General features: G+C 67.6%; 4 protein-coding genes. 3 read left to right on the forward strand and 1 reads right to left on the reverse strand.

Features of this window, described 5'->3' with window-relative positions; translation table 11 throughout:
• On the forward strand, positions 1 to 216 hold a 216-nt coding region (locus BN903_RS09895; protein WP_195155775.1), incomplete at its 5' end, for a magnesium transporter.
• Between the two features lie 59 nt (positions 217 to 275).
• Here BN903_RS09895 and BN903_RS09900 read toward each other — a convergent pair.
• Positions 276 to 719, reverse strand: coding sequence for a DUF2391 family protein (locus BN903_RS09900; RefSeq protein ID WP_048077570.1), 444 nt, complete (start codon positions 717 to 719; stop codon positions 276 to 278).
• A gap of 68 nt (positions 720 to 787) precedes the next feature.
• Here BN903_RS09900 and BN903_RS09905 point away from each other — a divergent pair, with 68 nt between their 5' ends.
• Together BN903_RS09905 and BN903_RS09910 are read left to right on the forward strand one after the other, a co-directional pair.
• On the forward strand, positions 788 to 1,465 hold the full coding sequence (locus tag BN903_RS09905) for a class I SAM-dependent methyltransferase (protein ID WP_048077571.1): 678 nt from the start codon (positions 788 to 790) through the stop codon (positions 1,463 to 1,465).
• Between the two features lie 506 nt (positions 1,466 to 1,971).
• Positions 1,972 to 2,188, forward strand: a 217-nt coding sequence (locus BN903_RS09910; RefSeq protein ID WP_048077572.1) for a DEAD/DEAH box helicase, incomplete at its 3' end; no start/stop codon positions are given.

The following is a 2,188-nucleotide window of genomic DNA, read 5'->3' on the forward strand; positions in this document are numbered from 1 at the left end:
CGGGNGGGGTCGCTCGCGCTCGGTCTGGTACTGCTGATATCACTCGTCTCCGGCATGCTGCTCGCGGTCCTCGTCGTCGTCGCCAGCGTCGTCGCCGTCGAGGTGTCGTACCGCGTCGGGCTCAACCCCGACGACACGACGATCCCCGTGGTGACGAACCTCTGTGACATCGCCGGCGTGTTGATCCTCTTCGCGGTCGTCTCGGTCGTGCTGTGACGGCGTCTCGGATGCCGTGACGGGCTGATTTCCGAGAGGCGGGTCGGTCGCTCGCCGCCTCAGAACACGCTGTCGGCGGTCGCCGCGCCGACGACGCTGAACACCGCGCCGACGGAGACCGCTTTGAGCGTGGTCATCCACAGCTCTCTCCCGACGACGCCCTGCTCGATGAGGAACGTGTCGGGCGCGTCGAAGAGGACGGCCAAGAGGAGTACGGAGCCGAACGCGACGATCATCAGCGAAAGGAACCGCACCGGGATCCCGGCAATTTCTGTTTCGGTCTCGGGATCGCGGTCGGTGTCCGCCCGGTACAGCGCGGCGTACCCGATCGCGGCGACGAGTCCCGCCACGAGCACAGCCTGCGTCCAGTTCATCCCGGCCGCCAGCACCCACACCTCCTCGGTGACGACGAACGGGCCGGCGAGCAGGAAGCCGCCGACCGCCTGCTGGGCGGAGTCCGCTAGCCGGAAGTTCGGACGACGCAGCGACTTCGGCCGCTTCATGTCCGCGACCGACGGCGGGAGTCGGTAAAACACCGCCGCTTTTCACCGTCCTCCGCGTCGCCCCCGACATGAGCGTTCGCGAGGAGTTCGACGAGTGGGCGGCGACCGGAAAGGACCGCGGCATGGAGGACCGACACTGGCACACCGCGAAACACGTCTTAGCGCGGATGCCGGTCGAGGCGGGCGACGACGTGTTGGACCTCGGAACCGGCTCCGGCTACGCGCTCCGCGCGCTCCGCGAGCGCGGGATCAGTCGCGGCTACGGACTCGACGGCGCGCCGGAGATGGCCCGCAACGCCCGCGAGTACACCGACGACGACGCGGTCGGGTTCGTGGTCGGCGACTTCGACGCGTTGCCCTTCGCTGACGACTCGCTCGATCACGTCTTCTCGATGGAGGCGTTCTACTACGCGGCCGATCCGGTCAACACGCTCCGCGAGGTCCGCAGGGTGTTGCGGCCGGGCGGGACCTTCTACTGCGCCGTGAACTACTTTGCGGAGAGCGAGACGACCCACGAGTGGCAGGAGAACATCTCCGTGGAGATGACGCTGTGGGACCGGGCTGAGTACCGCGAGGCGTTCCGCGAGGCCGGGCTGTACGTCGCCGCACAGGACGCGATCCCGGACCGCGAGACGGAGATTCCGGACGCGGAGGCGTTCCCGACGGACGGCTACGAGACGCGCGAGGCGATGGTGGACCGGTATCGGACGTGGGGGACGCTGTTGACGGTCGGCGTCGCACCTTGATCCGGTCGATTGTTTATAAGTAATCGTCGCCGTCGGCGTATCGACGACGAACGGATTCGACGATTTTGCTGACTATTTATAAATAGCTGATTGCGTATCGACGATGAACACCACCGAAGCCCCAGTCGCTCGGCTATACGCTGCTGATCTCGTCACGACTGTGACCGCCGAAGCCCCAGCCGCGAGGCGGGCAGACGCTCGCTGCGCTCCTCGGTCGCTCGCGGTGCTCGCTCCCTGCGGTGCTTGCGTCACCTCTGCCCGCCTCGCGGCTGCCCCTTCGAGTCCCACCCAACCGCACAGCACCGCACCTCACACCTCCCCAGCCTCGTCAGTCGGTCTCCGCTTCGCTCCGACCGACTGACTCCCTCGCGCGACGCTCCTCGGCCGCGATGCGGCCTCGGAGGCGCGCGCCGACCGTGGCTGTCTGGGTTCGATAATTCACCGTTTAAAAGCGCGGAGCGAGCCCTTCCGACGATTTAAATCGCGTCGGGGACCAGACTCAGGTAATGGAACCGAGTTCGCTCTCCGGGCTCCCCGCGGGCGTCGGCGAGGCGCTCGAAGCGGAGGGCGTCGCGGAGCTGTACCCGCCCCAGCAGGCGGCCGTCGAGGCCGGGGTGCTGGACGGCGAGAGCCTCGTCGCGGCCGTCCCCACCGCCTCCGGCAAGACCCTGATCGCGGAGCTGGCGATGCTCTCCTCGATCGAACGCGGCGGCAAGGCCTTAT

The organism is Halorubrum sp. AJ67 (assembly GCF_000513435.1).